The organism is Guptibacillus algicola (assembly GCF_020171805.1).
Lineage (GTDB): Bacteria > Bacillota > Bacilli > Bacillales > Guptibacillaceae > Guptibacillus > Guptibacillus algicola.
Map to the genome: position 1 here is coordinate 857,598 of NZ_JAIVAF010000001.1, position 25,140 is coordinate 882,737.

At 40.5% G+C, this 25,140-nt stretch carries 18 protein-coding genes; 6 read left to right on the forward strand and 12 right to left on the reverse strand.

The annotated features are described in order from the left end of the window. Positions 1–59: 59 nt before the first annotated feature. Positions 60–3,263, reverse strand: a complete 3,204-nt coding sequence (locus LCM09_RS04555; RefSeq protein ID WP_224879019.1) for a DEAD/DEAH box helicase — start codon at positions 3,261–3,263, stop codon at positions 60–62. Positions 3,264–3,549: 286 nt separating this feature from the next. Here LCM09_RS04555 and katG point away from each other — a divergent pair, with 286 nt between their 5' ends. The 4 genes from katG (at position 3,550) to ulaA (ending at position 9,930) form a co-directional block, all read left to right on the forward strand. Continuing rightward, positions 3,550–5,796, forward strand: a complete 2,247-nt coding sequence (katG, locus tag LCM09_RS04560; protein ID WP_224879021.1) for a catalase/peroxidase HPI — start codon at positions 3,550–3,552, stop codon at positions 5,794–5,796. A 355-nt stretch (positions 5,797–6,151) separates the two neighbouring features. Continuing rightward, positions 6,152–8,257, forward strand: a complete 2,106-nt coding sequence (locus tag LCM09_RS04565; protein ID WP_224879023.1) for a BglG family transcription antiterminator — start codon at positions 6,152–6,154, stop codon at positions 8,255–8,257. A 15-nt stretch (positions 8,258–8,272) separates the two neighbouring features. After that, positions 8,273–8,548 (forward strand): PTS sugar transporter subunit IIB, encoded by a 276-nt coding sequence (locus LCM09_RS04570; RefSeq protein ID WP_224879025.1) that lies wholly within the window; start codon positions 8,273–8,275, stop codon positions 8,546–8,548. A 2-nt stretch (positions 8,549–8,550) separates the two neighbouring features. Beyond that, positions 8,551–9,930: a PTS ascorbate transporter subunit IIC gene (ulaA, locus tag LCM09_RS04575; RefSeq protein ID WP_224879026.1), complete on the forward strand. Its 1,380-nt coding sequence runs from the start codon at positions 8,551–8,553 to the stop codon at positions 9,928–9,930. Between the two features lie 143 nt (positions 9,931–10,073). On the opposite strand, the gene LCM09_RS04580 is transcribed toward ulaA, so the two are convergent. From LCM09_RS04580 to betB, 7 genes are all read right to left on the reverse strand, one after another. Further along, entirely contained in the window at positions 10,074–11,219 is a 1,146-nt protein-coding gene (locus tag LCM09_RS04580) for a serine hydrolase domain-containing protein (RefSeq protein ID WP_224879028.1), read from the reverse strand. Positions 11,220–11,509: 290 nt separating this feature from the next. Beyond that, positions 11,510–11,974, reverse strand: a complete 465-nt coding sequence (locus LCM09_RS04585; RefSeq protein ID WP_224879030.1) for a DMT family transporter — start codon at positions 11,972–11,974, stop codon at positions 11,510–11,512. Positions 11,975–12,000: 26 nt separating this feature from the next. After that, positions 12,001–12,687, reverse strand: coding sequence for a Crp/Fnr family transcriptional regulator (locus LCM09_RS04590; protein WP_224879032.1), 687 nt, complete (start codon positions 12,685–12,687; stop codon positions 12,001–12,003). Between the two features lie 26 nt (positions 12,688–12,713). Beyond that, positions 12,714–13,139: a DMT family transporter gene (locus tag LCM09_RS04595; RefSeq protein WP_224879034.1), complete on the reverse strand. Its 426-nt coding sequence runs from the start codon at positions 13,137–13,139 to the stop codon at positions 12,714–12,716. A gap of 224 nt (positions 13,140–13,363) precedes the next feature. Beyond that, positions 13,364–13,906 (reverse strand): small multi-drug export protein, encoded by a 543-nt coding sequence (locus tag LCM09_RS04600; RefSeq protein ID WP_404800778.1) that lies wholly within the window; start codon positions 13,904–13,906, stop codon positions 13,364–13,366. 509 nt (positions 13,907–14,415) lie between these two features. Continuing rightward, positions 14,416–16,098 (reverse strand): choline dehydrogenase, encoded by a 1,683-nt coding sequence (gene betA, locus LCM09_RS04605; protein WP_224879039.1) that lies wholly within the window; start codon positions 16,096–16,098, stop codon positions 14,416–14,418. A gap of 182 nt (positions 16,099–16,280) precedes the next feature. Further along, complete coding sequence (betB, locus tag LCM09_RS04610) at positions 16,281–17,753, reverse strand: betaine-aldehyde dehydrogenase (RefSeq protein WP_224879041.1); 1,473 nt, start codon at positions 17,751–17,753, stop codon at positions 16,281–16,283. A gap of 285 nt (positions 17,754–18,038) precedes the next feature. On the opposite strand from betB, the gene cudC reads away from it, so the two are divergent. Continuing rightward, complete coding sequence (cudC, locus tag LCM09_RS04615; protein WP_224879043.1) at positions 18,039–18,578, forward strand: choline uptake/conversion transcriptional regulator CudC; 540 nt, start codon at positions 18,039–18,041, stop codon at positions 18,576–18,578. Positions 18,579–18,651: 73 nt separating this feature from the next. On the opposite strand, the gene LCM09_RS04620 is transcribed toward cudC, so the two are convergent. After that, a complete protein-coding gene (locus LCM09_RS04620) occupies positions 18,652–19,239 on the reverse strand; it encodes a TetR/AcrR family transcriptional regulator (protein WP_224879045.1) in 588 nt (195 codons plus the stop codon). 679 nt (positions 19,240–19,918) lie between these two features. Between LCM09_RS04620 and LCM09_RS04625 the strand changes: the two genes are divergently transcribed. Then, on the forward strand, positions 19,919–21,493 hold the full coding sequence (locus LCM09_RS04625) for a high affinity choline transporter 1 (RefSeq protein ID WP_224880085.1): 1,575 nt from the start codon (positions 19,919–19,921) through the stop codon (positions 21,491–21,493). Between the two features lie 148 nt (positions 21,494–21,641). On the opposite strand, the gene LCM09_RS04630 is transcribed toward LCM09_RS04625, so the two are convergent. The 3 genes from LCM09_RS04630 to ltaS all read right to left on the reverse strand — a co-directional run bounded on the left by LCM09_RS04630 (position 21,642) and on the right by ltaS (position 24,932). Next, positions 21,642–21,911: a hypothetical protein gene (locus LCM09_RS04630; RefSeq protein WP_224879047.1), complete on the reverse strand. Its 270-nt coding sequence runs from the start codon at positions 21,909–21,911 to the stop codon at positions 21,642–21,644. A 172-nt stretch (positions 21,912–22,083) separates the two neighbouring features. Beyond that, positions 22,084–22,554: an inner membrane protein YiaA gene (yiaA, locus tag LCM09_RS04635; RefSeq protein WP_224879049.1), complete on the reverse strand. Its 471-nt coding sequence runs from the start codon at positions 22,552–22,554 to the stop codon at positions 22,084–22,086. Between the two features lie 410 nt (positions 22,555–22,964). After that, complete coding sequence (ltaS, locus tag LCM09_RS04640) at positions 22,965–24,932, reverse strand: lipoteichoic acid synthase (RefSeq protein WP_318246486.1); 1,968 nt, start codon at positions 24,930–24,932, stop codon at positions 22,965–22,967. Positions 24,933–25,140: the final 208 nt, after the last annotated feature.

A 25,140-nucleotide genomic window follows, 5' to 3' on the forward strand; every position in this document is an offset into this window, starting at 1 on the left:
AAAGGCAAGAGTTCTACGTGAACTCTTGCCTTTTATTTGTTCGTTTTTTATTTTCACTTTCACTCCATAAAGATATCCCGTATATCTTCTTCTGTTAATGTCGTTCGCGCATTCTCGCCAGAATTCACAATGTCAGAGATAAGCTCTCTTTTTTTATCTTGAAGGTCATTCATTTTCTCTTCGATCGTGCCACGTGCAACGAGCTTGATGACGTTAACTACCTTGTCCTGACCGATGCGGTGCGTTCGATCTGCTGCTTGCTCCTCTACTGCAGGGTTCCACCAAAGATCATATAAGACAACGGTATCTGCTCCAGTTAAGTTGAGACCAGTACCACCCGCTTTTAAAGAGATTAGAAACAGATCTCTCTCGCCATTGTTAAATCGATCACACGTTTCTAACCGTGTTTCTGCAGGTGTTTCTCCATCAAGATAAAAATAAGGATAACCTCGCATCGTGAGTTCTCTTCCAATCAACTTCAGCATGCTGGTGAATTGAGAGAAGATCAAAACTCTTCTACCAGAGCGGCGAGAATCTTCGATAATGTTAAGAAGCTGATCAAACTTCGCTGAACTCCCTTTGTACCCGTCTACGAACAATGAGGGATGACAACAAATTTGTCTCAGTCGTGTTAAACCAGCCAAGATCTTTATCCGATTCTTACGGATTGTATCTCTGTCTAGGTGCTTTAAGGTATCAGTTTTCAGCTTCGCTAAGTAGGCAGCATAAAGTTTCTTTTGTTCAGGCAACAGTTCTGTTAATTCAAGCGACTCCATTTTGTCAGGTAACTCAGCAAGCACATCCTCTTTCATTCTTCGAAGCAAGAAGGGCCGCACTCTCCGTGCGATGGTTTTCCTTGTTAAATGACTATAGTCTTTCAGCCCACCAAATAGTTGTGGAAACACAACATAATAAATCGACCAAAGCTCTTCGATGGCGTTTTCGACAGGTGTTCCTGTTAACCCGAACTTTTGGTCTGCTCTAAGCTTTTTAACCGCGCGTGCCGTCTGTGTAGCGGGATTCTTAAAGGCTTGTGCTTCATCAAAAAAGACCGTATGAAAGGATTGATGTTCATACCATTTGATATCTCTACGGAGGAGCGGGTAGGATGTGATCAACACATCTACTTCCCCACTATCCTTTTGTAAGGTATCTCGGTTTGTTTTCTTCCCATCGATTACGATCGCTCGAATGTCTGGCGCAAACTTCTTCATTTCGTGTAACCAGTTATACGTGAGCGATGATGGACAGACGATTAGAATGGATTTCTCGCTCTCTCGAATCGCCGAGAGCTCGGATGTGATGTAGGTGATGGTCTGCAACGTTTTACCGAGTCCCATATCATCAGCTAGTACGCCACCAAAGCCATAGCTAGCTAAGGTTTTCAACCATTTGTATCCTGTGATCTGATAATCTCGCAAGATGTGCTCTAACCCAATAGGCACTTCAATATCCAGGCGTTCAGGATGGTAGAACCCATCTAGTAAGTTCTTGACTGACTCTTCTTTTTGAACGACCTCGCCCATTGTATTTAGAATAGGAATACCCTGTGCGACCGGGAGATTTAACGTCGTTTCAAAATCCTCATCCTGCGGGGGTACAGTGGTTAGGAAGCGATGGATCTCCTCCATTTCACTCGTTTCAAGCGATAAAAGCGAGCCGTTTGGAAGTCGGTAATATTTCCGCTTTTCTTCTAATGCTTCTAATATCTCTCGAACTTGATTATCTGAGATCCCATCCATTTCAAACTTAAATTCCAGCCAGTTCGTGCGTTCCCTCTTTTTATGCTTCACCCGAATAGTAGGATGATTCTCCTTTCTCACAAGTCGATTCCGAACAGACGAAGTGGCATAGAGTTGTAGCTTCTTCTGCAGCTTAGGAACGATATGATGCAGAAAGTCATATTCGAGCGCTTCATTTTGCATGTGATAACCACCGTCAGTTTTGGAAAATCCACTTTCGTCCATGAGTGTGAGAATTTCTTCTTCCTTATCAATATCTCTAATAACAGCCTGACCTGTTGTAGCATCCCTGCTTTCGAGTGGCTGAATCATGATGCCATCGTAGTGAAATTCTAGCCCCGCGAGTAAACGATTCTTCAGCCGATCTAAATATAGTTTCGCAGTGAGTGGCGTTTTGTAAAACCTCTGATTGATCGCATGGGACAATTGAACATTCCCAATCCTTTTCAAGTCTGGAACGATTTTTCCTAGAAAATGATCGATATGCTGCTCAGGAATCATAATATGATTCTTACTTTCTGGTGAAAGCATTTGCGTGAGTTCAAATAACCGATCGGAATCCCGCCAATCCAGTTGAAACATCTTCCCATTACAAAGGACAGAGCGATATGACCTCAACATGAGCATTCGCTCCAAACCTTTCATCGTTAATCGGAAGGTATTATCTCTTATTTCGTCGAATAAAAAGGTGACTGGTGGCGTCCCGTCTATTATTTGGATGCTATCAAATAACTGGCCGTTGTACTCGATAGTTGCTACTGATCCTGTTGTTAAAAGTGGTACAAGCTTCATCCAAGTCGATGGTGGAATTAGTAACATACTACTCGTAATTAAACCATCTGACGTCGCATCGATCGTTTCAAGAAATGCTTCTTCGTCCAAGACAACTCGGATAAGATGATGGATGATCGCATCAGCTTCCACTGTAAAGTAATGGATCTTCGGGTCATACATAAGCCCAGTAGAAAGTTTACTCGCTTTTCCTTGTTTAACATCCAACAGGAAGTCTCGAACATGATGCACTACCTTGTGTTCGATTGCAATTTCGATCCCTAGTAAGTATTCACCGTCCCCCACTGAAACTGGTTTACAAGTAAACGTAGCATCAAGAGATTCTCTATTCTCAAAAAATCGTTGCTCACCCGTTCTTGTAGGTTTCTCATCAAAAAGCTTCATAAAATCTTCAGTCAGTTCATTGTTCGATGAATGATCAGAATGGGTATCCGGCGAAATCGTGCGCTGATGATAATCTCTAATCGCGATTAAAACCGCCGCAATATGCTGACAATCCTTTTGGAAATTCACTAAGGAAGGACAGCTACATTCACCCTTATAATCTCCCGCCACCCCTTTGACAATCGTCACTTGAAAATCTTCTGTCCCAGTAACCGTCGCTTCACAATAGTCCATACGATACGCATTGATTTTCACTTTGTTTGAACGATAATAAGACTCTCCTCTTTTGAAGGAAAGGTTACCGCATTTTTCTATTATCGTTTTGTTCGTTACGTTAATTTCCATTGGCCTCGTCCTTCTTTTTATTATTAAGGCGTTCTCGTATGTATCTCGCACAGAATCTCATCAAACTTCTTGTCTCATTTTATCATAGGTATCGGTCATTTATTAGAATGCTCACTAGCACATCCTGACCTTAAACACATTCGATACTAGTGTCATAATAGTAGTCTCAAAAATTTTTAAAAAAATAGAGTCGTTTTTCTTTCAAAATGATTATTAATTTATTATAATTATAATCTGAGAAGAGTTATCACAAATTTTTACTCATTTTTAGGAGGGAAATTACCATATGGATAAAAACGAAATGCACGATAGCCAAGCAGCTGCTGGGCAATGCCCTGTCTCACACGGGAAAACGAAAGAGGAAAATGCAATCACTACAACACAAGTTGGTACGACGAACAAAGACTGGTGGCCAAACCAACTGAACCTTCATATTCTGCATCAACATGACACGAAGACAAATCCGCTTGGAGAAGACTTCGATTACGCGGAAGAATTCGAAAAACTAGACTATTACGCGCTGAAACAAGATCTTCGTGACGTAATGACGAACAGCCAGGACTGGTGGCCTGCTGACTATGGTCACTACGGACCACTTTTCATCCGTATGTCTTGGCATGCTGCCGGTACATACCGTACAGGTGACGGACGTGGCGGTGGCGCAACTGGATCACAGCGTTTCGCACCACTAAACAGCTGGCCAGATAATGCTAACCTTGATAAAGCGCGTCGTCTCTTGTGGCCAGTGAAGCAAAAATACGGAAATAAGATTTCTTGGGCTGACTTGCTTGTTCTAACAGGTAATGTTGCGCTCGAAGACATGGGCTTGAAAACATTTGGCTTTGGTGGTGGACGTGAAGACGTTTGGCATCCAGAAGAAGATATTTATTGGGGAATGGAAAAAGAGTGGTTAGCTGACAACCGTTATTCTGGCGACCGTGAGCTTGAAAGCCCACTTGCTGCCGTACAAATGGGGCTCATTTATGTTAACCCTGAAGGTCCTAACGGTAATCCAGATCCGCTCGCAAGTGCACGCGACATCCGAGAAACGTTTGCCCGGATGGGAATGAACGATGAGGAAACAGTTGCACTAACAGCCGGTGGACACACATTCGGTAAAGCACACGGTGCAGGAGATGCAGAAGCGCATGTTAGCGCAGCTCCGGAAGCAGCGGACATCGAGGAGCAAGGCTTAGGCTGGAAGAGCACACATGGTAGTGGTAAAGGACGCGACACGATTACAAGTGGTATTGATGGCGCTTGGACCGCGAATCCAACGAAATGGGATAACGGCTACTATGATCTCCTATTCGGTTACGAATGGGAGCTAACAAAGAGTGCTGCTGGTGCAAATCAGTGGAAACCAGTGAACCCGAAAGAAGAACATTTGGCACCTGATGCTGAAAACCCCGCAATCAAAGTGAATACGATGATGACAACTGCTGATATGGCTCTTCGTGAAGATCCAATTTATGAAAAAATTTCACGTCGCTTTCATCAGGATCCTGAATACTTTGCAGATGTGTTCGCACGCGCATGGTTCAAATTGCTTCACCGTGATATGGGACCGAAAGCAAGATACCTTGGACCTGAAGTGCCACAAGAAGATTTGATCTGGCAAGATCCTATTCCAACTGTTGATTATGAATTGACGGACGGTGAAATCGAAGATCTAAAATCGAAGATTCTTAGCTCTGGATTAACGATCAGCGAACTTGTCACAACTGCATGGGCTTCAGCTAGCACGTTCCGAGGCTCAGATAATCGCGGTGGTGCAAACGGTGCTCGCATTCGTCTTGAGCCAATGAAGAATTGGGAAGTAAATGAGCCTGAACAGCTTTCAAGAGTACTTTCCGTTTATAAAGACATTCAAAATGATCTCGATAAAAATGTTAGCCTAGCTGACTTAATTGTCCTTGGTGGTAGCGCTGCTGTAGAAAAAGCTGCAAAAGATGCAGGCGTTGATATTACCGTTCCATTTTCTCCTGGTCGAGGCGATGCTACTGAAGAGCAAACAGATGTTGAAAGCTTTGACGTACTAGAGCCGATGGCAGATGGCTTCCGCAATTACCAGAAGAAAGAGTACACGTTGAGCCCAGAAGAACTACTCGTTGATAAAGCACAATTACTTGGTCTATCTGCACCAGAAATGACAGTGCTAATAGGTGGTATGCGTGTACTAGGAACAAACTATAACAACTCGAAGCACGGCGTATTCACCGATAACGTCGGAGCGCTTACGAACGACTTCTTCGTGAACCTACTCGATATGGGAATCGAATGGAAGCCGAAAGAATTCAATGAATACGAAGGCCGCGATCGCAAAACAGGCGAGCTCGTAAGAACAGCTTCCCGTGTAGACCTCGTCTTCGGTTCAAACTCAGTCCTACGTGCTGTTGTTGAAGTATACGCGCAGGAAGATAACAAAGAGAAATTTGTTAGAGATTTCGTAAATGCGTGGGTTAAGATCATGAATGCTGATCGTTTCGATCTCAAATCTAATAAAAATGTTATGACTTCTCAAAACGCATAATGAGCAAGCACCCTACTAGACTATGAATCGACCAATCTGATTCAAGAGCATCTCGTAGGGTGCTTTTTTTGTTGTTTCATAATCAATAACACTCATTTTTCTCCCCACAGGATTACGCTCCTAATCATTCTTTAAATAGACCTCAATATTAACCCCTTCTTTTCTGGTTATATCTGGATAATTAATTAGCAAAATATTGAAATTAATACCGTTCACTTTTGCAAATTCGCAAAATACAAAGACTATACCTTGCAAACCCTTTCATATGCATTCTACCTACATTATACTTGGTATTATCAAATCATGATTTGTTTTATATGTATCATTTTGCAATCGTAAGGAGTTGGAGATCTCCATGTCACTCGATGAAAGAAGTACATTTCTATTAACGAAACTCGTAAATGCAACTGATCTCGTTACGGTTGATCAAGTAACCGAGCAGCTAGGTATTTCAAAGCGAACTGTTCATTATGACTTAAAAAAGATCAACGACTGGTTAGAAGATAACAAGTTACCGATCATCCAAACACAACAGGGGATGGGCTATTACCTACCCGAACAAACGAAAGAGAACGTTCCTAATTTGATGAAAGAATTAAAAGAATGGCAATACCATTACTCACAAACGGAACGTGTCACGTTGATTGGGATCGAACTTTTAACGAATGATCAGTCTATCTTTATGAAAGATTTCATGGAGCGAACAAAGGTGAGTCGTGGAACAGTTTCGAAAGACTTGAAGCTCGTTATTCAACTGTTAGAAGATGAAGAGCTGAACTTACAGTTTGAGCGTTCGACTGGTTACGTCGTCGAAGGAAAAGAAGAGAACAAGCGCAGGTTGTTGAGTCGTTTTCTTACTGAAGTTCTAACGAATGAACAATTAACGGAAATGATGAATGTCGTCTATCCGCTCGTAAAAAACGGCGAAGACTACATTTATTCTAACCTTATTCCAATGAAGCAGATCATCATGAACGTCGAGCCAATTCTGAAGGTCGAACTAACGGACGATACGATTCAGGTTCTCGCTATTCAACTCGTTGTGCTCCTTCAAAGATTGAAAGGGGAACACCGCATTCAACTTGACCCTGATGAAAAGGAAGCCGTCTCATCAACAAGAGAGTTCGATGCTGCAACTCGTATTTCAGAGGAATTAGAATCTCAATTCAAACTTACACTTTCTACCGATGAGATTTGTTTCATCACCATGCATCTACTCGGATCACGAGTGAATTACTCAGAAGTGAGTGCGGTTGGTAACCTTGAGATCGAGAAGCTTAGAGAAGTTGTGAGTGAAATCGTACATGAATTTCAAATCTATGCATGCATCCTTTTCGAACAACGAAAAGAACTTGAAAACGCTCTCTTTCTTCATCTTAAGCCAACATACTACCGATTAAAGTACAACGTTCCGATCACGAACGAGTTAACAGCATCCGTTCAACAGGAATATCCAGACGTCTTTTCGATCACAAAACGAGCCATCTGGCCGGTCGAATCCATGACGTCTAAGAAACTACCAGATGATGAAATCGCGTATCTTGCCATGCACTTTGGTGCCTGGATGCAGAAAGAAGAGCTGCCGGAAATAACGGTTGGAAAAGCAATCATTGTTTGTGAGAAGGGAATCGGAACGTCGAACATCTTAAAAGGCCAGTTGGAAAAGCTTTTAACAAATGTTGAAATCGTCGGAACAGTTTCAAAAAGACAGTTTATCAACAATCACTATGACATCAATTACGTCTTTTCGACTTCTCCACTACACCATGAAACGTTGCCAGTTCTAACGGTCAGTCCGATTTTGACGCAACAAGATAAGGAAAAAATCCTTCATTGGATGGATGAAGTCCAGTCGACACCGAACGATTCCAAAGCACCTACGAGTGACATCGTTATGGAATTAGTAAAGAAGCACGGAACAATACGTGACGAGGAAGCATTGAGGAACGAATTGAATCAACTTTTCGATCCTACACCAACCACCTTACCAATAGAAAGGTTTGAAAGACCTATGTTAAATGACTTACTGCACGAAGAAACGATTCAATTCGCTTCACACACAACAGACTGGAAAGAAGCGATAAGAACAGCGGCATCGCCTCTTCTAACGAAGGAGCAGATTTCTTCTACGTATATCGATGCAATGATCAAGAATGTAGAAGAACTAGGACCATATGTCGTGATTGCGCCAGGAATCGCAATCCCACATGCGCGTCCTGAGGAAGGCGTCAACACAGTGGGTATGAGCTTGCTTCGCTTAGATGAAACGGTTCCTTTTTCTGACAAAGACAAGCACCAGGTAAAACTACTGATCGTGCTTGCTGCGGTGGATAACGAAACGCACCTCAAAGCACTTGCACAGCTTTCAGACTTACTATCTGAAGAAGAGAACCTGGATATTATCTATAACTCAACTGAAAAAGAAGACATTATCAAACTCGTATCAAAATACTCAAATTAAGGGAGAGACTATCAAATGAAAAAAATTCTAGTAGTATGTGGAAATGGACTTGGAAGTAGCTTTATTGTGGAGATGAACGTAAAGAAGATTCTTGATGAACTAGGAATCGAAGCTGAAGTGGATCACACGGACCTTACAACGAGTAAATCAGAGAACGCTGATTACTTCTTAGGTTCAACAGAAATCGTAGAAAATCTTGAAGATGGAAACCGCAATGTGATCAAGCTAAACAACCTTATGGATAAGAACGAGCTAAGAACGGCGATCGAAGCAAATCTGAAAGGGGCTTAATTATGGTCGATCTTATAATGAAGGACATCTTAGGAACACCGGCTATCCTTGTCGGGCTATTCGCCCTAATCGGTCTCCTTCTTCAGAAGAAGGACTTTGCGAACGTTATATCTGGTACGCTCAAGACGATCATGGGCTTTGTTATTCTGGGGGCAGGCGCTACTGTACTAGTAGCCTCCCTCAATAACTTCAGCAGCATGTTCGATCATGCTTTTGCAATCCAAGGTATCATCCCGAACAATGAAGCAATCGTTGCGTTAGCACAGGAATCATTTGGTGCAGAAACGGCGATGATCATGCTGTTCGGAATGGTCGTGAACATCATCCTAGCACGTGTGACGCCTTTTAAATATATCTTCCTTACGGGCCACCACACGATGTTCATGGCATGTCTTATCGCTGTTATCCTAACAACTGGCGGATTTAGCGGTATCACGATGATCGTCACAGGCTCTGTTATTCTTGGATCACTTATGGTTCTTCTTCCTGCACTTCTTCAACCTTATACAAGAAAAATCACTGGCAGTGATGACTTTGCGATTGGCCACTTCGGCTCGTTCGGTTACTTCTTAGCAGCAGCTGTGGGTAAAGCAGTGGGAAAGAACTCAAGATCTACTGAAGAAATTAAAGTTCCGAAGACACTAAATTTCCTTCGGGACACATCCGTATCTGTCTCACTGACAATGGCCATACTTTTCATCGTCGTCGCATTCTTTACTGGACCTTCTTTCATTGAATCAGAGTTAAGCGGCGGAACAAACTTCCTTGTTTTCTCTTTCATGCAAGCACTAACGTTTGCAGCTGGTGTCTACATCATTCTAGCCGGCGTAAGAATGCTTCTATCTGAAATCGTTCCTGCATTTAAGGGAATTGCTGATAAAGTCGTACCGAATTCCATTCCAGCACTCGATTGCCCGTCTGTATTCCCATTTGCAAACAATGCCGTTATCATCGGGTTTTTCTTTAGCTTCGTAGCAGGGCTTTTGAGCATGTTCATCCTCCCCCTGCTCGGACTTAAAGTCATTGTACCTGGTCTTGTTCCACACTTCTTTACAGGTGCAGCAGCAGGCGTATTCGGAAATGCAACTGGTGGACGAAAAGGAGCGATTTTTGGCTCAATGGCAAATGGAGCTCTCATCAGCTTCTTGCCAGCGCTTCTTCTTCCAGTCCTCGGTTCACTAGGATTCGAAGGAACGACGTTTGGTGACTCGGACTTTGCAGTGGTTGGAATTCTTCTTGGAAACTTAATCGAGCTACTCTCTTCTAAGATCACGTTCCTCGTTATTCTTGGCGGCTTACTAACAGCTATTTTCGTAGGAGCTGCACAAATGAAACGTAAAAAAGAACAAAAGAACACAGATGAAACACAAGAAGCAGTATAGTATGAAAAAGGCAACCTCATAGTAGGTTGCCTTTTTTTGGTGGTTTCTTATTTTATCCTACTTTCTTACTATCTGGATTTTCAAATAGCATAGCAGTCCTCGCTTGCAGCAAAAGGGGCGGTTCTCCTCTTCAAGATCTTCCCTTATTTTATACGAATTGGCATAATTAACTTCTCAAACTCATGCAGCTCCGCTTTGCCACCAAACAATATTCTTTCCAAAGTAAGAGTTAACAAATGAGGTATCTTATTATATTCGCTTTCGGTGAAATCTAAATTATTTAGCATTACTATTCCTTTATCATAATCTTTATAACTAATTAATCCAGAACAATAACCCGCCCAATATCCATCATGAAGAACAATCTTCTTATAGTGAGTGTGATCTTCAATTTTCCATCCGAATCCATATCCTCCTATACCCTTATGCAAAGAATGGCAATACTCAGCGCTTCCATTAACGAGCACTGGATTAATCATAGCTTTCTTTGTTTTTTCAGCTAACAGATTACTATCGTAAATAGAACGCTCCCAAATTAGTAAATCATCTACGGTGGATTTTATCCCTCCATCACCTTTGATTCCGTCAAGATAATATGCATAGTTATGGTCGTCCAACTCATTAGGAAGTCTGTACAAATTCTGTTTCCAATCATAGATATAGCCTAGTGAAAAGTTTTCAATTTCATTATCTAGAAATTGTGAATACGTTGATGTATTGTACATATTTAAAGGTTTGAATATTCTTTTGGCTAAAAACTCTCCGTACTCCATTTCCGAAACCATCTCTATGATTTCTGCCAGTAATACATATCCCGTATTACAATACTCCCACTTTTCATTTACTTGAAATAATACTGCAGGCTTTTCGTTCCTCAAGAATTGAACCACATCTTTATTGGTAGCAATTGTACCTCGATCCCAATTTCCCGCTGTTTCAAACCATTCCATATAATCTGGCAGCCCAGAGGTGTGATTTAACATATTTTTTATTGTAATGTCCTTAAAGGGAAGATAAGGGAAGAACTTTTCTAGGTGATCGTCTAGTGTAAGCTCTCCCTCCTCGATTAGAATCATAATTGCAATAGCTGTAAAGCTTTTTGATATAGAAGCAATTTCGAAAATCGAATGATAGGAATGATGTTCTCTATCATTTCTTTTCCCTATTCCTCGCTTGTAGAAAGGTTTACCATGCTCAGATAAAAGGACGACTCCGCTAAACAACCTATTTTGTTCTAAGAAATCTAGTACCTTATCTACTTCTCTTTTTTTAAAATCTTGTCCATTCACTATAAAGACCTCCATTTACGATTTTTGTATCAGATTTTGATCGATTCATAACTGGAGGCGGACCTCTTATGAATAGTTATATGAAGTTGAAAATATGAAACAAAATAACTCCTCCTTTTCTTTAATTGTCTTCTTCAAATAAACTGCACCACTACTAATCTTAAACAAAAAGAAGCGTAATCCTTTTTTTAGATTAACGCTTCCATCATTATAACTTTATATGCCCACATCTAACTCATCATGTTAACTTGGATGGTCATTGAGGGGTCTTATGGAAAGTACACAACCTTTTAAGCAGCCTTCGCAACCTCTTCATCTTTCTTCCCACTCATCTTAAAAATAAGCATTCCTGCTACGATCACGATAACAGCTAATAACTGCTGGAATGTAAAAGGGACTTGTTTTAAACCAAAAATGCCGAGTGAATCTGATATGATTGCAAAACCTAATTGTGACGCCATGACGATTGAAATTGCGAACGTCGGTCCAAGGTGTTTGATACTTTGTACCAAACAAACCACAACCCCTACACCGATTGCCCCACATAACCAATACCAGGGCTTCATATCAGTGAGCATAAATAGATTGCCGCCCTCAACAAACAATCCTATTACGAGGGAAGCGAGAAAGCCGAGGCCTAGTACAAGCGTGGTTGTAACTAGGGATCCTGCTCGTTCACTCACTTTACTATTGAATATGTTTTGCAAACTGACGAACGAACCTGCAACAACTGCCATGATTAAACCGATCATCATCTTTCAACCACCTCTAACATGTTAACTTATTCATATATACTTTTACCGACCAACGCTTCTAGTCCTTTTCGATCTTTCACTACAATCCCACCGCTACTTCGTTCGATCAAACCTTCTTCACAGAACTTCTTTATAATACGATTAAGGTGACGGTAGCTCGTTCCGATTAGATTCGATGCATCCGTAAGATTAACTTTTTTATCATCAGCCTTCGCATGTTCATCTTCTGTAACGGAGAGAAGGTAACTTGCCAGCCTCACCTCGACAGATTGCATGATGGTGAAGTTTAAGGAGTTCGATTTCATATAAAATTTATCCGTAATGATTTTGAGTAAAAACTGAAGGAAAGCTGGATCATCTCCACCGTGTTTTCTTAAAGCAGTGTAAGGTATGCCTAGAAGTTGAACAGTCGAGACCGCTTCTACTGTATTGATCAAGCTCCCTCCTCGCACATATTCAATATCTCCGATCAGTTCAATCGGCGTTTTAAACGATAGAATAAGCGTCTTTCCTTCTTCTGAAGTGGTATAAATCTTCACTTTACCCTTTACAAGAACATATAGATGCTCGGCAGGTCCCCCTTGATCACCGATTCGTTCTCCCTGTTCAAACGTATATAGCGAGAATTTCGAACGGATTTCTTTATTAAAAATAGACTGCAACTCATATGTGTTTATATAATCATCGATTACTCGATCGACTGTTTCCTTCATCGAACTGCAACTCCTCACTCGGTTTATTAAAAGGTTAGCATAACCACTCCGGCAATCATCATTCCGATGCCGATAAACTGTGGAAGTTTCATTTTCTGTTTGACTACGCCGAACCATCCTTTACTATCGATCACGAAGGTTAAAAGAAGCTGTGCGATCAATAAGGCGGAGATCGTTACCGTAACGCCAATTTTATGGATCGCTGTGATATTACTAAATACCACGATCGCACCAAATGTGCCGCCCATTAAATAAAGAGGCTTCACTTGCTTCACGTTTCGCCAGGTTTTATTACGGAGACTGATTAAAATGAAAAGTGCTAACAAAAATCCAACGAGTTGAGTAACTGTTGTTGCCTGCCATACGCCAACATCTTGGCTAATACGGGCATTCGCAACGCCTTGCAACGTTATAAACACTCCACCTAACAGCGCAAAAATACTTCCTTTCATTTTCTCACCTTCTAACATGATTTCTACTTCTTTATTAAAATACAGATTAGAATGGATGAGTTAGGACATATGTCCTCAGATTGATGATTTTATAGGAATTATTATTTTATGTAAGCTCTCCTTCATCCTTAAAAAGGTTTCGTGTAGAGATAAGAATAAAAGCGAACAGTGAACATTAAAATAAGACCCGTTTTATCAACGAGTCTTTTGTCTGTAATGGAGCACTAATTTTTGAACAGACGAACTAAAACACCATCTTCTTCAACACCAGGCATAAAAAAGGTGACGCCATAGCTTGTAGCCACAGCCATAATTACAGTCCAGAGAACTAAACTGGTCATCATCCATGAGGTTACCCTCTTCCTAGTTGAACCGAAGCTCATCCCCATGAACGCTGAGATATGAGATCCAACGAAAAAAGGACCGATAATCGTTAATCCAGGTAAGCCATACTTATCAAAAAGCACTCTTGCGCGTTTACCTTTTTTCGACTCCTCCATCTCTTCACCATGATCTTCTGGCGTCTCGCCCTCATCCTCTTCTTGTACACCATCTTGCATACGCTTTTGTTTTCGCTTTCTCATCCATTTCTTCACATGATCAACAAAGATAATTAACAGAACGACTGTAAGGGCATTTCCTAGTAAAGCAAGTATCGCTGTCAATACTGGAGACAATCCACCGATGATCGCCAATGGGACAACGGTAACCAATTCAAATAACGGAATTGCTGCCAAGAGAAACACAAGTAGATATGATAAGATCAACGTCTCCATTCCCCTCTTTAATTATATAGTTTCAGATTACTACTCTATTAAAAACCGCTCCATTTCTTTAAAATACGTAGTTACGCCTCTTTTGGGAATAAATAAGAAATCAATAATATCAGAATACCTATAGTAAGCCCGGTCCAAGTTATTGCATTAATTGTGCTGTATTCTAAATTTCGAGCTATTCCCGATAGAAATAATACTACTCTATTAACAACAGCAAGCATAACAATTACAAATGCAATCCACTGAATGATAGTGCGCTTGCTCATATCCTTCCTTTTTCATTAAGAAGCATCGCATGCACCCCAGCTCCTTAAACAGAATATCCTTATTTTACCACAAAAGAGATTGAAATAGATTGTTATTTTTTTCATTGAACACTGCGATCTTAAGCTGCATCTCACATAACAACATAATATATGAAATCACCCCCGACATTTCAAATGACTATGTCGGGGGTGATTTTTTATGCTTTCTACTATATAGATTTTCTTAAGAAAATGTTACTCAGTTACAGTTCCTGCATCAGCTGGATGTACACCATGACGATAGAAGTCCGCATCAATTGGATCTAGCGGTTTACGTCCAAGAATAAGATCCGCTGCCTTTTCCGCTAACATTAACACTGGTGCATGGATGTTTCCGTTCGTCACATAAGGCATTGCAGATGCGTCGACAACTCGTAGGTTTTCAACTCCGTGAACCTTCATCGTCTCCGGATCAACAACAGCCATAGGATCTGACTCAGGTCCCATTTTACATGTGCATGATGGATGAAGTGCCGTCTCAGCATCTTCTTTTACCCATTCAAGGATTTCCTCGTCTGTTTGAACAGAAGGTCCAGGGGAGATCTCGCCGCCATTATATTTTTTCATGGCTGGTTGAGACATAATTTCACGAGTGATTCTGATCGCTTCTACCCACTCACGCTTGTCCTGTTCAGTAGAAAGGTAATTGTACACCATACTCGGATGCTCTTTTGGATCTTTCGAACGAATTTTTAATGATCCGCGGGCATCAGAGTACATAGGTCCGATGTGTACTTGGAAGCCGTGTTTCGTAGCCGCTTTTTGACCATCGTAACGTACCGCTACAGGAAGGAAGTGGAACATCAAGTTCGGATAGTCGACATCCTCGTTAGAACGGACAAAACCTCCGCCTTCGAAGTGATTGGTCGCTGCCGGTCCTGTTCGTCCAAGCATCCACTGCAAGCCAATCCAAGGCATACGCGCTTTACTTAGGTTAGGCTGTTCAGAAACAGGCTCAGGACATGTGTGTTGCACATATACTTCGAGGTGATCCTGAAGGTTTTCCCCTACACCTGGAAGGTCGACAATAGGCTTAACGCCAACTGAGCGAAGATGTTCAGCGTCCCCAATCCCTGCTAGTTGAAGCATCTGTGGCGTTGCGATCGCACCACCTGAAAGGATCACTTCCCCTGCTTCAACTTGATGAGTCTTACCGTTTCGGCGATACGTCAAGCCTTTGGCACGAGTACCATCGAAGTCGATGCTCGTAACAAAAGCACGCGTTTTAACCGTCAAGTTCTCACGGTCCATAAATGGGTGTAGATAGGCACGTGATGCAGACAGACGCTGACCTTTGTAAACATGCTTATCAAACGGTCCGAATCCTTCTTGACGAAAGCCATTTACGTCAGGAGTTCGTGAATAACCAGCTTCTACGCCTGCATTAAAGAAGGCTTGGAACAATGGATTTTTGGCTGGTCCGCGTTCTAATTTGATAGGTCCATCATGACCGCGAAGATCATCATCTGGAGATGCTAGAGCATTTTCCAAACGTTTAAAATACGGAAGGCAGTGTGCAAAGTTCCAGTTTTCCATACCTGTGTCAGCACCCCAACGTTCATAGTCCATCGGGTTTCCACGTTGATAGATCATACCGTTGATGGAACTTGAACCTCCAAGCACCTTTCCTCTAGCATGTGGGATGTTTCGTCCCTTCATATATGGCTCAGGATCCGTTTCGTATTGCCAGTCGTAGAGGTCTTTCCCTGAAGGAAATGGCAAAGCTGCTGGCATTTGAATCAGGAGGTCCCATGAATAATCACTTCGTCCAGCCTCTAATACAAGCACACTTTTCTTTCCATCTTCACTTAGACGGTTGCCGAGTACAGAACCCGCACTACCGCCACCAACGATTACGTAATCATATGATTCAGTCATACTCTGTTCCTCCTTGATGTTGAAATAGGAAAGAAGGCATTCAGACAATACGAGCCATACTGTCTAAAAAACCTTTATCCCTATCAAATCTAGTTAATAGTTTTTGTATTTAATATCGTTTGCTTAAGTCCAATCAGCACCTTAAGCATGATGTTTTTCTTTATAGAAAATAGAGGGTTTGTTTAGAACCAGTTCAGCGTTTCTGGTTTAAGGTTCTGGAAGATATGTTTTGATTCCGTATACTCTTCTAAGCCGAGTTTCCCTAGTTCGCGACCAATACCAGACTGCTTAAATCCACCCCACGGTGCGTGCGGGAAGTAAAGGTTGAATTCATTGATCCAAACCGTACCCATGCGCATTTTCGCTGCACAGCGTTCAGCTTTTGCAATATCGTTTGTAAAGACACCGCCAGCAAGTCCGTAGATCGAGTCATTGGATAACTTGACCGCTTCTTCTTCTGTACGGAATTTCTCAACCGTAATAATCGGACCAAACCCTTCTTCTTGCACTACGCTCATGTCTGTTGTGCAATCTGTCAGAACCGTAGGCAAGTAGAAGAATCCATTTTGTAGTTCAGGATCTTCTGGACGTTTGCCTCCGACTGCTACCGTAGCACCTTCATTAATCCCTGCTTCTACATACTTTTCTACTTTTGCAAGGTGTTCTGCAGAAATGAGAGGACCCATTTGCGTATCTTCAACAAATCCGCTTCCAAGCTTGAATTTCTTCACTCGCTCCACAAGTGCGTTAACGAACTCATCGTGAATGCTCTCTTCTACAATCAGTCTTGTACCAGCAGAACAAATTTGCCCTGCATGGAAGAATACGCCGTTTAACGCTTGATCGACTGCAATATCAAAATCAGTATCAGCAAAGATAATATTAGGATTTTTCCCGCCAAGCTCAAGTGCGAGTTTCTTCACATTCACGCTTGCCGCTTGCATGATTTTCTTTCCTGTCACAATGCCGCCTGTGAAAGAAATAAGGTCCACATTCGTATTACTAGAAAGCTCTGCCCCAATTGTATCGCCAGCACCAAGAACTAGGTTTGCAACACCTGCAGGCACTCCTGCTTCTTCGATCAGTTCGAATACTTTTATATGAGTTAGTGGTGTAATTTCACTCGGCTTTATGATCAACGTATTTCCTGTTGCAAGCGCTGGAGCTAGTTTCCATGACGCTTGCAGCAAAGGATAATTCCAAGGAGTAATTTGGCCACAAACACCAACTGGTTCGCGGACCACTTTACTGATCGAGTTAGGTACCGGAGAATCGATTAGCTCTCCGCCATCTTTATCAGCGAGTTCTGCGAAATAACGAAATACTCCAGCGATATCATCCATATCTCCACGACTTTCTTCGACTGTTTTACCTGTATCCAGCGATTCTAAGCGAGCTAGTTCTTCTCTATCTCTTTCAATGAATTCAGCAATTTTCCTAACGACAGCTCCTCGCTCGGTTGCCGGAGTAGTAGCCCATGCTCCGTTATCAAATGCTTCTCTTGCTGCAGCAATTGCAATTTTTGCATCTGATTCATCACCTTCTGGAACAACCGCAATAACTTCCTGGTTGAATGGATTAATAATGTTACGCGTATTTCCGGAGTTAGCGTCCACCCATTTTCCATTTATGTATTGTTGTAATTTCAGATCCATATCTATCAACTCCAATTCAGAAGTAAATTAACTTTATTAAAAATTTATTTAACACTTTTAACGTTAACACTTCTTTTTTTAGGTGTCAAAATAAAATCGGACATACGTATAGAAAGATTTAACTCTTACTGTGATGGGTATAATGAGTAACACAATGGTCAATTTTAACCCTTACCTTAAAATCTTGTGTTTGACTTTTAATGTGAACATGTTAACAATAAGTTCATAAATAAAATTCAATAACTTTTTAACTCGATTTACTTTTCTTTGAAGGAGCGACCTATTATGAGTGAATCTACAGAAAGACTAGAAGAAGCCAAGGATAAAGTTATTGGCACTATTGCGGAGACGATGGATTTATACGGGGTAACACCTGCTGCGGCAAACTTATACGCAACAATGTATTTTAAAGATCAGATGACTCTTGATGAAATGCGTACAGAACTCGGCATGAGTAAACCAAGTATGAGTACTAGCGTCCGCAGACTTCAAGAAATCAAGATGGTGAAAAAAACATTTACTCGCGGTTCGAGAAAACATACTTATGCAGCAGAGAAGAATTTCTTTCGTTCGTTTATGGCTTTTTATTGTCAGATGTGGGAACGCGAAGCAAAAATGAATATGGAAGCTATTGAGGAAGCACAAGAAGATTTTATAGAAGTCATAAAAGATTCCAAAAGCACTCCAGAAATTGTTGCAGAAGCAAAAACGTACTATGATCAATTAGAAGAATCAAAAACCTACTATCGCTGGTTGGAGGACTTAGTTGAAAGTATTAGAAGCGGAAAGATATTCGAATTCTTACCGAAAGATCCTAAAAACTAAAGTGACATGAAGGAATGAGTTAGTCTATATAAAGCTATAGACTAACTTTTTTATATAAACTATCCGTACTTCTCTAACAACCTTTTATACCATTCCAGAAAATACTCCATGCGTTCTTCAAACGCTCCTCATACTCTACTTCTGAATAGTAAAATAGCTGTTCAAAACTCCCATCAAGTAAACATAAATAAGCATCGATTACCTGTTCTTCCTTCACTTGAATATCTCCTATCCTCTTTCCTTCTTTTACAATCTCGATCAAAACCTCCGTTAAGGCTTTTTCTGATTCGATAAACTGTTCATTGTAAGTATCATTTACTTTTAGCGAAGGAAATAGCATGAACCTCTTAAAGAGTAGACCAAGGTCTTCATTCTTAAGATAAGTAGCGTTGTCTTTCAACAAACAATACAGCTGTTGCTCCGTTTTCATGTTTCTATTCTTCTGAACTCTCTCTTTTAGAAAATCACGATAATCACTATTTACTTTCTGCAGCATCCCTAGAAAAAGGTCTTCTTTGCTATCAAAGTGTGCATATAAAGACGGTTTTTTTATCCCTACGCTTTTTGCTATTTGAGTTAGGGAAGTCCCTTCAAAACCTTTTCGTGCAAAAAGCGGTAAAGCAGCTTTTTCTATTTTTTCAACCATAGAGGTTGATGACATGTTATCACTCCTAGCTTTTTTCAGGCGAATCACTCATTCAACATACTACATTTCACCTCTTGCGTAAAAATAGAAAAAACGGTATTCCTATTTGAAACTTACCTGAACAATGGAACGATAAGTTTATGTAACGATTATCGGTAGCTCCTTAAAGTCCACGACTGAAGTTGGTGGAACCTTACTGTTAACAGATGAAGTCATGCTTCTTTCCTCCAACACTAAATGATGTGCACGTCTAGAGATTAGGGTTTAATCAAGTGGTCGGCGCTATTTAAGTACCTCAGACCCAATTTGACAAAGAAAATCTCTTCATGTAGCATCTATAATTAAATGCGTTAAATAAATATTTAACAAACTTAATTTTCTGTACAGAAAAGGTTGTACCGTTTGAAGGGAGTGAATGGACAGGCAGAGGACTAGGTAGATTAAAACGAAGCGAGCAGTCATTTTAATTCGCTAGAAAGAATACATAACCACATTAAGATCGTTAAATATCTTCAATCTAGGTAACGTACTTGAATTTATACGAGTTGAAGAATAAAAGAGATAAACATGTCTCATTACATGGATACGCCTAAAAAAGGTTTTAAATTAAAACTAATCGAAAGGATGATGATATTTGACTGAACGAAAAGGTAACCTACTAAAAGGTGGAATATTTGTCGCAGCTATTGCCGCTATGTTTGTTTACTTAGGTACAACAAATACTAATATTAACTGGGGTTCATTTATTGCTATGCTCGCCTTCTACGGAGTAATCTATTATATTGGAGCATTCATGGCGAGTAATAAATCCGAGTCAGCCTCAGACATGATGGTAGCTAAACGATCGTTACCGTTGTGGATTTCCATGTTCACCATGGCTGCCACTTGGGTCGGTGGCGGATACATATCAGGTACAGCAGAATCAACATATTCATTTGGATTAGCATGGGCACAAGCCCCATGGGGTTATGCACTAAGCTTAATTATTGGCGGTATATTCTATGCAAGAAAAATGCGCCGATATGAATTTATGACGATGATTGATCCACTCGAGCAGCGATACGGAAAAAAAGTTGCTGGTGTATTATATATCCCAGCACTCTTAGGGGAAGTCTTCTGGAGCGGTGCGATCTTAACTGCTTTAGGGACAACGTTTGGAACTATTCTAGGCTTGGATTTCCAAACGTCTATTATTCTATCAGCGATTATTGCAATCGCTTATACGGTCGTCGGAGGCATGTGGTCAGTTGCATTTACTGACGTTTTTCAAATGCTCGCAGTCATGATCGGACTATTTCTGGTGCTTCCATTTGCTCTATCAGAAGTTGGAGGTTTAAGTTCCGTTTGGAGCAATTACCAAACTGACATGGGGAGTTATGCAAATCTTTTCCCTCCATTAGATGGATGGACTGACCCTGAGTGGGGGAACTCTTATTGGAACTGGTGGGACTTCGCATTACTACTTATATTAGGAGGAATTCCATGGCAGGTGTATTTCCAACGTGTCCTTTCAGCTAAAACTGAGAAAACCGCCATGTGGCTTTCGATCACAGCAGGTTTCGTTTGTATTCTTGCAGCGATCCCAGCAGTAATCATCGGTGCCATCGGATTAGATACAGATTGGGCAAGCCTTGGTGTAAATGCTCCTGATAATCCAGCCATGATCCTTCCTTATGTCTTGCAGTATTTAACACCTGACATTATAGGAGCGATAGGTTTAGGAGCGCTCGCAGCTGCTGTTATGTCATCAATGGATTCTTCAATTCTATCAGCATCTTCGATGGCTGCCTGGAATCTCTATCGTCCACTTTTCAAACCTAATGCATCAAGTGATCAACTTAAGAAGATTATTAAACGTTCAATCATACTAGTAGGAATTGCAGCCACCATCATCGCTTTGAATGTCCAAAGTGTTTATGCCTTATGGTATCTTGCTGCAGACTTGGTTTATGTTATTCTATTTCCTCAGCTAACAACCGCTTTATTCTTTAAAGATGCGAATAAATACGGTTCAATTGCAGGATTAATTGTTTCTTTCATTCTTCGAATCGGTGGTGGAGAGCCAATCATTGGGCTTCCGGTCTTCCTACCATATCCAATGATTGAAAACGGAGTTGTCCTCTTTCCATTCCGAACACTCGCAATGGTTGCTGGCTTAGTGACGATTATGGTTGTCTCTAAATTGACCAAAAAAGCATGCCCACCTAAGCCGTTGTTAATGCCAAGTGAGAGAGAGAACGGTAATGAGGAAATTGGGAAAACCGCTTAATTTGGATTATGTATGAAGTTACAAGAACATAAATAATAAGCACCTTACCTCGATGACTCTACTTATGAGACATTTGGTGAGGTGCTTATTTTTTGTGATCAATAGAAAGGCCTTCTTACCGCCTCGTTGACCATTACATAGAAATTAATTAGCTATTATCTTTCTTTTCTCTTTTAGCCTTTTCATATTCACCATCTTCAACTCCTAATTCAAGAAGTACTTCATTTAGTTTGTTATATAAATCGTTATTACCACGTATTGACTCTTTTCCCCTATCATTGACACTTGTTAATTGCCCATTAAATTCTAAAGCGATCCCATCTTTGTGCCTGAAAATTTTCAAACCATCTATATAAGCTGTCTTCTCATTATGATACCTTGCTTTAAATCGGCCTTTTTCAATTGTCTTATTTTCCATTTATCCAACATCCCTTTCTCCAAACAGATAATTCCAGTTGATTTTCATTGTACTATACTTGTTGTATCTATCGTCATTCTAACTAAATTTAAAAATAGAGAATCTACATAACTTCCAGAACTTCATTTAGACCGACAAAAGAAAGTCTTTTATGCAGTATCTCTCTCCGTTACTAATCTCGTTCTTTAGCCAACTGAGTATCTCGAATATTTTTCTGAATGGTAATAGCAGCAAATAGACTAAGGACAAATGACATTCCATAAAATCCTTTTTCACTTAAGATGATACTGCCAGCATTATAAAGTCCAATCGCCATCAAAGCAATGGCTGTAAGTACCGCAAACCAACTGAGCCCATAATAGATGCCTGAAACAGGTATATCCTCTTCCTTATCCCTTACTGCCTTTTGCAGTGATACCGCTGCATACAATCCGAAAACCAATACGGCAAAATAATATCCCTTCTCGTTCAGTTCCATCCCAGCATTAAAAAGACCGATCAGATAAGCTGAAACACCTATTACCAAAGCTGTCCAACTTGCTCCTTTAAAAGCAGCTGTAGGTTCCCCTTCTTTTCTTTCCACCTTAGCCTTTGGTTTCTTTTCATCCGCCTTCATTAACGGGTTCTCATTTACTTCAGACATTGCCCGCCCCCCCTTTTCCTATATGTAGGCTATCTTACAATCCTATAACGACTATTATAGCAATATTTTACATCTTAGTACTCTTATTGCAGGAATTTTTTGTCTATTTAAAAATAGTGTTAGCTCATTGAATCAGAAGAACATCCTTCACTAATTTTAAACTGACCACTGATTGTGATAGGTATCATTTTAAATGCTGGTTATAATGCAGCTAATATTGGCCTGATCGTTGGCTTATACCAATTTTTTATAACAGAACTTCCATATGCGTCAGGTTAAGCCAGCAGTTCAACATATGTAAGAATACGTACCTTTTAAAATGAATAGGAGTAATAAAAAAGGTTCCAATCATCAAACGATGATCGGAACCTTTTTCTATTTACGTCTATAGCACCTTTATTTTACTTATTTTACTTTTGTTCTTTTTGTGACTTAGGCGCTTCTTTTTCAGGATCTATTTGATTCACATTGTAATTGTAATCATCCCGATCAACAGGCTCGAAACCTTCTGGATCATAGAAACGAAGTAAATCTCCGTAAACAACCTTATCAGAGAGTTCGAGAGACTCTTCAACAAATTTGCCAGGCTGTTCACACGCTTGTGCATCTACTTGGTTTCCAGTTGGATTCTCATAGCATTTTTCGTTCACAGATGTAACCTCAGGTGTGACGAAATCACCATTTCGAAACGGCACAATTTCACGGTGATCTTCTGAAAGAAGATCTGACCCAAATGAAATAAATTCGTCTGTTTCTACACCTAACAAGTGTAGAACAGTGTCTCGAATATCGATATGCCCGCCGTATTCGTGTACCTGCTTTCCTTCAAGCCCAGGTGCGGTAATGAAAAGTGGCACACGCTTCAATTGTGCATTTTCGTACGGAGTGATTTCTTTATCCATTACTTCACTCATGGCTTTGTTGTGGTTATCCGAAATACCATAGTGATCTCCATACATAACGATCATCGTATTATCATAAAGACCAGATTTCTTCAGGTCATTAAAAAATTGTTCGATCGATTCGTCCATATATTTCGCCGTCTGGAAGTAGCCATTTACCACTGCATCATCTGTTTCAGGTGTAGGGAAATCAACATCTCCCTCATCCATTGTAAATGGGAAGTGGTTCGATAGTGTAAGCATCTTTGCATGGAACGGTTGCTCTAGACTTTCAAGATAAGGCATCGACTGTTTAAAGAATGGTTTATCTTTAAGACCATAGTTATGAACATCCTGCTCGTTCATATCATAGTAGCTTGAGTCAAAGAACTTCTGAATACCAAATGACTTATACATTTCGTCACGGTTCCAGAACGTTTTCCCGTTTCCATGAAGAGATGAAGTAGAATAGCCTTTTTGTTCAAGAATCGCAGGCTGCGCTTGATACGTATTACGCGCTTTCTCCATCGCTACAGACCCACTTGGTAACGGATAAAGTGAATTTGCCAACATAAACTCTGCGTCAGACGTTTTCCCCTGCCCAACTTGTTGGAAAATGTTATCAAAATAGAATGTGTTTTGATCTTCAACAAGACTATTTAAGAATGGTGTGACTTCTTGACCATCGACTTCTTTTCCAATAACAAAGCTTTGAAGCGATTCAAGTGAAATGTAAACCACATTCATTCCTTCAGCTTCACCGAAATAGTCAGGGTTAGGTTCAGTTCTATTTGCTTCAACAAAGTTTCTTACCTCAGTTAAATCATCACTGCTTGCAAGAGCACTTTGTGAATTTGATTTAATCGTTTTAACAGCATCAATGACTTGATAGTTAAATTGCCCAAGATACTTAACAAGATACGTACGATCAAACGAACGTGTTAGAAGTTGCGGCCGATCAGTCTCAGCTAAGCCAAGATTGACTACAAAAAAGACTGCTGCTGACGCAAAAATCATCGCGATCTTCTTTCTTTTCATTGGTGCCTGTGGTTTCACAACCTTAAACAGGATCAATCCAAGAATGAGCAGTGTATCGATAAAGTAGAAAACATCTGTGAATTGCATCAACGCAAATGCACTGTCTTTCAACTCTCCAGCATCATTTGAGTGCATAACGGTTGGCAACGTAATAAAATCATTAAAGAAACGATAGTAAACGACATTTGCATAAAGTACAAATGATAGCAAGAAATCTATAATCAGAATCGCCCATACTCGCTTACGTCCTTTAAAGAACAATGCAAAACCAAAGAATAACAATAATGAACTTATTGGATTTAGTAAAAGAAGAAATGATTGAATACCGTTTTTGATACCCAATTCAAATTCAGTTTGATAGATTGTATAGGTTTTTAACCAGAATAATAGAATGACGCCAAAGAACAATGTCCACGGCTTATTCAACTTACCTTTTAATTGTTCAAACATGACTGTCATCAGCCTCCTAGCGGATTGCACCGCTTAATATGATTTATTAATTAACTGTAAATTTATTGGTTATCGGGTTAATACTCGAGTATGATACGCCGATATTGGTTTATTGTCAAATTTAGATTGAGGAATGTATTTGATGGTAATTAGGAGGTGAAAAAATTATATTTTTTCACAATTTAGGAGCTTTTAGGGGAAACATAAGGATAGTCTA

Excerpts from the sequence above, each read along its gene's own strand:
- LCM09_RS04555 (WP_224879019.1), bottom strand. The coding sequence starts at position 3,263 with ATGGAAATTAACGTAACGAACAAAACGATAATAGAAAAATGCGGTAAC.
- katG (WP_224879021.1), top strand. The coding sequence starts at position 3,550 with ATGGATAAAAACGAAATGCACGATAGCCAAGCAGCTGCTGGGCAATGC.
- LCM09_RS04565 (WP_224879023.1), top strand. The coding sequence starts at position 6,152 with ATGTCACTCGATGAAAGAAGTACATTTCTATTAACGAAACTCGTAAAT.
- LCM09_RS04570 (WP_224879025.1), top strand. The coding sequence starts at position 8,273 with ATGAAAAAAATTCTAGTAGTATGTGGAAATGGACTTGGAAGTAGCTTT.
- ulaA (WP_224879026.1), top strand. The coding sequence starts at position 8,551 with ATGGTCGATCTTATAATGAAGGACATCTTAGGAACACCGGCTATCCTT.
- LCM09_RS04585 (WP_224879030.1), bottom strand. The coding sequence starts at position 11,974 with ATGATGATCGGTTTAATCATGGCAGTTGTTGCAGGTTCGTTCGTCAGT.
- LCM09_RS04590 (WP_224879032.1), bottom strand. The coding sequence starts at position 12,687 with ATGAAGGAAACAGTCGATCGAGTAATCGATGATTATATAAACACATAT.
- LCM09_RS04595 (WP_224879034.1), bottom strand. The coding sequence starts at position 13,139 with ATGAAAGGAAGTATTTTTGCGCTGTTAGGTGGAGTGTTTATAACGTTG.
- betA (WP_224879039.1), bottom strand. The coding sequence starts at position 16,098 with ATGACTGAATCATATGATTACGTAATCGTTGGTGGCGGTAGTGCGGGT.
- betB (WP_224879041.1), bottom strand. The coding sequence starts at position 17,753 with ATGGATCTGAAATTACAACAATACATAAATGGAAAATGGGTGGACGCT.
- cudC (WP_224879043.1), top strand. The coding sequence starts at position 18,039 with ATGAGTGAATCTACAGAAAGACTAGAAGAAGCCAAGGATAAAGTTATT.
- LCM09_RS04620 (WP_224879045.1), bottom strand. The coding sequence starts at position 19,239 with ATGTCATCAACCTCTATGGTTGAAAAAATAGAAAAAGCTGCTTTACCG.
- LCM09_RS04625 (WP_224880085.1), top strand. The coding sequence starts at position 19,919 with ATGTTTGTTTACTTAGGTACAACAAATACTAATATTAACTGGGGTTCA.
- LCM09_RS04630 (WP_224879047.1), bottom strand. The coding sequence starts at position 21,911 with ATGGAAAATAAGACAATTGAAAAAGGCCGATTTAAAGCAAGGTATCAT.
- yiaA (WP_224879049.1), bottom strand. The coding sequence starts at position 22,554 with ATGTCTGAAGTAAATGAGAACCCGTTAATGAAGGCGGATGAAAAGAAA.
- ltaS (WP_318246486.1), bottom strand. The coding sequence starts at position 24,932 with ATGACAGTCATGTTTGAACAATTAAAAGGTAAGTTGAATAAGCCGTGG.